General features: G+C 41.3%; 6 protein-coding genes. All 6 read right to left on the bottom strand.

Annotated features, from left to right (window positions below; translation table 11 throughout):
* Position 1: 1 nt before the first annotated feature.
* The 6 genes from BKK47_RS07195 to tviB all read right to left on the bottom strand — a co-directional run bounded on the left by BKK47_RS07195 (position 2) and on the right by tviB (position 6296).
* On the bottom strand, positions 2-1159 hold the full coding sequence (locus tag BKK47_RS07195; protein WP_077494191.1) for a glycosyltransferase: 1158 nt from the start codon (positions 1157-1159) through the stop codon (positions 2-4).
* Entirely contained in the window at positions 1159-2262 is a 1104-nt protein-coding gene (locus BKK47_RS07200; RefSeq protein ID WP_077494192.1) for a glycosyltransferase, read from the bottom strand. The genes BKK47_RS07195 and BKK47_RS07200 overlap by 1 nt, the downstream gene beginning before the upstream one ends.
* 10 nt (positions 2263-2272) lie before the next feature.
* A complete protein-coding gene (locus tag BKK47_RS07205) occupies positions 2273-3349 on the bottom strand; it encodes a DegT/DnrJ/EryC1/StrS family aminotransferase (protein WP_077494193.1) in 1077 nt (358 codons plus the stop codon).
* A gap of 12 nt (positions 3350-3361) precedes the next feature.
* On the bottom strand, positions 3362-3940 hold the full coding sequence (locus tag BKK47_RS07210; protein ID WP_077494197.1) for an acyltransferase: 579 nt from the start codon (positions 3938-3940) through the stop codon (positions 3362-3364).
* 94 nt (positions 3941-4034) lie between these two features.
* Complete coding sequence (locus BKK47_RS07215; RefSeq protein ID WP_077494194.1) at positions 4035-4982, bottom strand: Gfo/Idh/MocA family protein; 948 nt, start codon at positions 4980-4982, stop codon at positions 4035-4037.
* A gap of 18 nt (positions 4983-5000) precedes the next feature.
* The gene (gene tviB / locus BKK47_RS07220) at positions 5001-6296 is read right to left on the bottom strand and encodes a Vi polysaccharide biosynthesis UDP-N-acetylglucosamine C-6 dehydrogenase TviB (protein ID WP_077494195.1); all 1296 of its coding nucleotides are present in this window, start codon (positions 6294-6296) and stop codon (positions 5001-5003) included.
* Positions 6297-6548 lie beyond the last annotated feature (252 nt).

The following is a 6548-nucleotide window of genomic DNA, read 5'->3' on the forward strand; positions in this document are numbered from 1 at the left end:
ATTATTTGTTCTTTAACATTTCTTCATAAATGGTGTTCAATCTTCGCACAAACGCAGACTCGGAATAGGTGGCGATACAACGCGCTCTGATTATGTCATGATCAAACCTATCCGGGTTTGCTAATAGCTCTAAAATGCCTTGTGCCAAGGCTTTTTCATCCTTCGGTGGAACAAATAAACCGTCTTCCACCGTTAAAATAGATTCTGGACCGCCGCATAAAGTCGCCACTACCGGAGTACCTTGCGATAAGGCTTCAATTACTACTACACCAAAGGTTTCTATGTGACTGGATAGCACAAATGCCAAACTTTCCTGCATTAAACGACGGACATTAGGACGCTCCAAAGCACCGAGTAAAACCACGTTATTTTGCAATCCTAATTGCGCAATCAACGCAGATAAATTGATTTTTTCCGGACCATCACCTGCGATCATCAAACGAAGTTGCGGATAATCTTTCAGCACAAGGGCAAAGGCTCTAATCAATACATCAAAACCTTTCTTCTGATGTAAAAAGCCCACAGCACAAAGCTGCTCTTTTCTGACAACAGCCTCACTGTTTTGTGCAATAAACACGTTATCCAGTAAATTCGGGAAAACCAGCCAGTCTTTACCATTCAATTTTGCTTTTAAAAGATCTGCTAAACTCTTACTGACTGCCAATAATTTTCCAGCCCCCTGTTCGGCACGCCTTAATTGTGGTAATTCCCAATTTTTTACCAATCCGCGTCCATAAACGGTACTGTGTTCGGTGACACAGTAAGGAATGCCATATTTAGCACGAATTGCAACGGCTAAAGGACCAGCATGCAACAGGCTATGCACATGTAGCACATCAGGCATACCTTGCTCTTTAATATAACGTTTAAATAATGCCAACCCGGCATTGACCCAGCGTTTAGCATCCACATAAGGCACTTTTGGTAGCCACGCCACGCCGTGTTTAAAATAGGTGGCTACCGCACCATCCTGCCATAGTTCTTCATCATATCTACCAAACATCGCACACTTACCTAAACGTAAAGAACGGAACTGAGGTGCGATTACACCAACTTTTTCGCCACTACGCGCCAATGCCTGTGCCTGTTCTCGAAAGAAACAGCCGTTTAAGTCATCTTCATGTAACGGATACCAAGAAGGCAACAACAAAATATGCATTACAATTCCTTATATAAACACAGTAGTTTTTGTGCATATTTTTTCGGATCGCATTCACGAATGATCAAATCATAAGCCTGATTAACCTGAGTTTCCGTCTGGCTTTTCTCGTCAATAGTCTTCAGCACGGCTTCCGCCATTGCAGGAATATCGCGTGGTTCAAGTAAATGCCCCGTTTGATTATTAATCACAATTTCTTCAATGCCTGCTGCTCGAAAAGCACATACCGGCACCTTCATGATCATGGCTTCTACGATGGAATTAGATAATCCCGCACCAGTATCACCCTTAACTACCAACGGGCTGACAAATACATCAATATTGTCCATAAACGTAACAACATCGGTAATACGACCTAAAAACAGAACCTGACGATCAATACCTAAGGTTGCAGCATAGTTTTCTAGTACGGCACGATGATTGCCGTCACCGCCAATAACAAATCGTAGTTGCTTATCAACATTATTTTTCAACATATATTTGGCTAATTCTAGGAACAGCTCTACGCTGCGCCCTTCGCGTAAAGCAGATAACGTACCGATGGTGAAACTCTCTTTATCCAATGATTTCATTGGATTATCCGTCGGGGTTAACCGATAAGCGTTATACACATAATCGGTCTTCTCTGACAAGTAACCATAACGAATTAGTTTTTGTTGTTCCAACTTACAATTTCCTAACCCACGTACATCCATTTTGCTGAAAAACGGCACAACTTTTTGATAGGTTTTATGATCCAAACCACGCGATGTCCAGAAAATTTTGATCTGTTTATTTTTAAAAAACGTCTTCGCCAACCAAATAAACAATAGAGGTCTCGCCATTTGTGCATGAATCACGTCAATCTGATTATCATTAACGGTTTTGACCAACTTATATATATAATCAAGAAGTTTAAACGGATTCTTCGTGTGACAATCCGCATCAATCTGCTGTACGCCAAGTTTTTCAATACGTTCAAACAACGGTCCTGTTTTACCGAATATCTGTACGGATTCCACCAATGGCATTAATTCCGTAGCGGCAATTAATGTGGCGATTTCCGTCCCACCGATATGCCCCATATCACTGACCAATAATACGCGTAAGTTTTCTCGTTCCATCCGCTAATCCCTATGCCAACGCCTCAACGATGACTTTCTGTTCTTCCGGAGTCATGTACGGATGCATCGGCAAACTCATCACTCGCGCAGCGATTTTATCGCCTACTGGTAAATTCGACTGTACATCGGCAACAGCCGGTTGTTTATTTAATGGAATGGGGTAATGCACGGCAGTAGGAATTCCTAGTGATTTAAGTTTTTCCTGTACATCCGCTCGGTTATCCACTTGAATAGTATATTGCGCCCAAGCACTGCGATTATATTCTTCCACAAATGGAGTAGTCATAATGCCTGCCTCATGGAATAAATCATTGTAATTTTCAGCAACTATCTGACGGGAAAAGATCTCATCCTCTAAAATCTCTAACTTCGGTAACAAAATCGCCGCTTGTAACGTATCTAAACGGCTATTCACTCCTACACGAATGTGATGATAACGACGATCTTGCCCATGGCGTGCAATCTGGCGAATCACTGTTGCCAGTTCTTCATCATTGGTAAAAATTGCCCCGCCGTCACCGTAGCAACCTAAAGGTTTACTTGGGAAAAAACTGGTGCAGGAAATGGTAGATAAGTTACCGCTCTTACGACCTTTATATGTTGCACCGAAACTTTGGGCGGCATCTTCAACTACCGGCAGATTATATTTTTGTGCAATTTGATTAATAGCATCAAAATCAGCACACTGACCATATAAGCTCACTGGAATAATAGCTTTAGTGTGTGGAGTAATTGCAGCCTCTAATTTTGCCACATCAAGGTTATAGGTTTTCGGATCCACGTCCACATAAACCGGTTTTGCACCTAAAAGAGCAACGGTTTCTGCCGTGGCAATATAAGTAAAACCCGGGGTAATGACTTCATCCCCCACACCGACGCCCAATGCCATTTGCGCAATTTGTAAAGCATCAGTACCATTGGCACAGGTGATACAATATTTTGCTCCCGTATAAGCCACTAATTTCTCTTCTAGTTCGGAGACTTCCGGCCCTAAAATATATTTTCCGTGTGTTAATACTTTTTGAATGCCCGCATCAATTTGGGATTTAATGCGTGCTTGCTGTGCATTTAAATTAATAAATTCCATCTTGCTTTTCCATTACAATTTCGTCACTTTGTTGCCGTCTAACCGATAAATCGTACCGGTATATTGACAACGGGTTTCGCCCTGACCATTTAATGGCAAATCCAATTGTTCGCCATATTCGCTCATCCAACCGATTTGTTTTGCCGGTACACCAACCATCAAGGCATAATCAGGCACATCACGATTAATAACTGCACCCGCACCGATAAAGGCATAAGCACCGATGGTGACACCGCAAACAATAGTGGAATTTGCACCGAGCGTAGCACCTTCTTTAACAAGCGTGTCACGATATTCGTTTTTCCGTTCAATGAGCGAACGCGGGTTATACACATTGGTAAACACCATGCTCGGTCCGCAAAATACACCCTCTTCCAAATGCACGTTGTCATACACGGAAACGTTATTCTGTACTTTGCATTTATCGCCAATCGTCACTTTATTGCCGACAAACACATTCTGCCCCAACGATACGTCTTTACCGATCTTGGCACCACCACAAACGTGGGCAAAATGCCAAATACGAGAACCTTCGCCGATTTGTGCTCCCTCATCAATAATGGCGGTGTCGTGTTGGTAATAATCCGTCATGTTATTTTTTCCGTTATGAAAAATATTTAAAAAAATCGACCGCACTTTTGGTGCCATTCGCCCAAGTGCAATCGATATCCTTATACAAAATTTCCTATTTCAATACTTTCGCTAAGAACGGGTGTGGGTACGCCGGATTCTTTACGATCTCTGCCGTGCGAATACGCTCTACGGTTTCGATCGCGGTACGGTTTTCTTCCAAGTTGTAGCCTTTGCCTTCCAGTACTAATTGATAGTTTTGCGTGTGCAAATCGGTAAAGCCGCCGGAAAATTCCAGCTCTTCGTTTTCAATAGTAATGCTACGATAAGTAAGTTTCTCACCTTGTATCGCATTTGGCGGTAGATTGTCCGCATCAATAGACAAGAACCAACGCACGCGTGCACGTTCATATTCCAAATAACCGGAAACGGTTTTTTCATCTCGATAATACACTTCGTTTTTCACCACTTTACCGAAAATGAAATGCAGCATATCGTAAAAATGCACGCCGATATTGGTAGCGACCCCGCCAGATTTTTCATCAACGCCTTTCCAGGACTTCAGATACCATTTACCGCGTGACGTGAGGTAAGTTAAATCCACATCAAACACTTTATCTGTCGGTGCAGCAGCAACTTTATCACGTAGTGCGATAATGGACGGGTGAAGTCTTAATTGCAAAATAGAATTGACTTTAGCACCGTATTTCTTTTCATACTCGGCTAATATGTCCAAATCGGAAGCATTCAACACCAACGGTTTTTCACAAATCACATCAATGCCGTTTTTCAATGCAAATTTCATATGAGGTGCATGTAAGTAGTTTGGTGAACAAATGGAAACATAATCTAACTTTTCCCCTCTCAGCTTTTGGTCTTCCACAAAGGCTTCAAACTCTTCAAATTCAGTGAAAAACTCCGCTTCAGGGAAATAGCTGTCCATGATCCCTACGGAATCGCTTACATCCATTGCTACCACTAAGGTATTGCCTGTGTCTTTAATTGCTCTTAAATGACGGGGAGCGATATAGCCACCCGCGCCGATTAATGCAAATTTTTTCATTTCTGCTTTCCTTAAAATTTATAAACGAAACACGCTGAAGCCTTGTTTTGCCAGTATGTCGCGATTAAAGAGACTTTTGACATCCGCCAATACCGGCTTTTCGGTTCGTACAAAAGAACGCAAGGTTTCGGGATCTAAGTCTCGGAATTCTTTATGTCCTACGGCGACCACCAAAGTATCAACCGGATTTTTCGAATCAATAGAGGATAATTTCAAACCATATTCTTCTTTGACTTCCTCCTCGTCCGCCCATGGGTCAGAAACCACCACATTAACTCCCCATTTTTCAAATTCCTGGATCATATTGATCACTTTACTATTACGAATATCCGGGCAATTTTCTTTAAAGGTCACGCCTAAAATACCAACCTTCGCGTGAGCGACATCAATGTGATTATTAATCATCATTTTGATGGTAGTCCGTGCTACATAATTCGCCATATCATCATTAATACGACGACCTGCCAAAATCACTTGCGGGTTATAACCCACTTCTTCCGCTTTGTGTGTGAGGTAATACGGATCCACACCGATACAATGTCCTCCCACGAGTCCCGGGCGGAATGGCAAGAAGTTCCATTTACTGCCGGCGGCTTCCAATACATCCAGGGTGTCAATGCCGATACGTTCGAAAATAATGGATAACTCGTTGATCAGAGCAATATTCAAATCACGTTGTGTGTTTTCAATCACCTTAGCAGCTTCCGCTACTTTAATGCTAGGAGCTTTGTGTGTTCCTGCTGTGATAATGCTGCTGTAAAGGGCATCCACAATATCCGCAATTTCAGGCGTACTACCGCTGGTAATCTTCTTGATTTTGGTCAAAGTGTTTTCTTTATCACCCGGATTAATACGTTCCGGACTGTATCCGACAAAGAAATCCTGATTAAACTTCAAACCTGAAACTTGTTCCAAAATCGGTACGCATACTTCCTCCGTTGCGCCCGGGTACACCGTCGATTCATACACAACGATATCGCCTTTTTTCAATACTTGACCAACGGTATTGCTTGCCTTTTGCAATGGGGTGAGATCAGGACGATTTACATCATCGATGGGGGTTGGCACAGTTACAATGAAAAAATTACATTCTTTTAACTTTGCCAAATCTGAGGTATAGGAAAGATATGTTGCTATTTTTAAATTTTTCGGTTCCACTTCCAATGTGTGATCTTTACCTAATGATAATTCATTAATTCGCTCCTGATTGATATCAAATCCTACAGTTGCGATTTTTTTTCCAAGTTCTACGGCAAGAGGTAAACCAACATAACCTAAGCCAATAACACCGATTTTATAATTCTTAAAACTCATAAATTACATCTCTTGTATCAAACTTGGTGACTTGGATTTGAATTATGTTTTCTCCAAATCACATAAGAAAGTGGGATAACAATTTAATTAAAAAATTATCCCACTTACCTAATCTTTGACAAAGGAAATATAAAAACGGTTCAAATATTTCAAATAAAATTTTGATAATCCTTTACAAAAAAATGTGAATTACAAGTTAAATATGATTAATTTTAAACTCTATCTCACTCTCAATTAATGAAGAAAAAAAAT

This window comes from Rodentibacter mrazii (assembly GCF_001998825.1).
Taxonomy (GTDB): domain Bacteria; phylum Pseudomonadota; class Gammaproteobacteria; order Enterobacterales; family Pasteurellaceae; genus Rodentibacter; species Rodentibacter mrazii.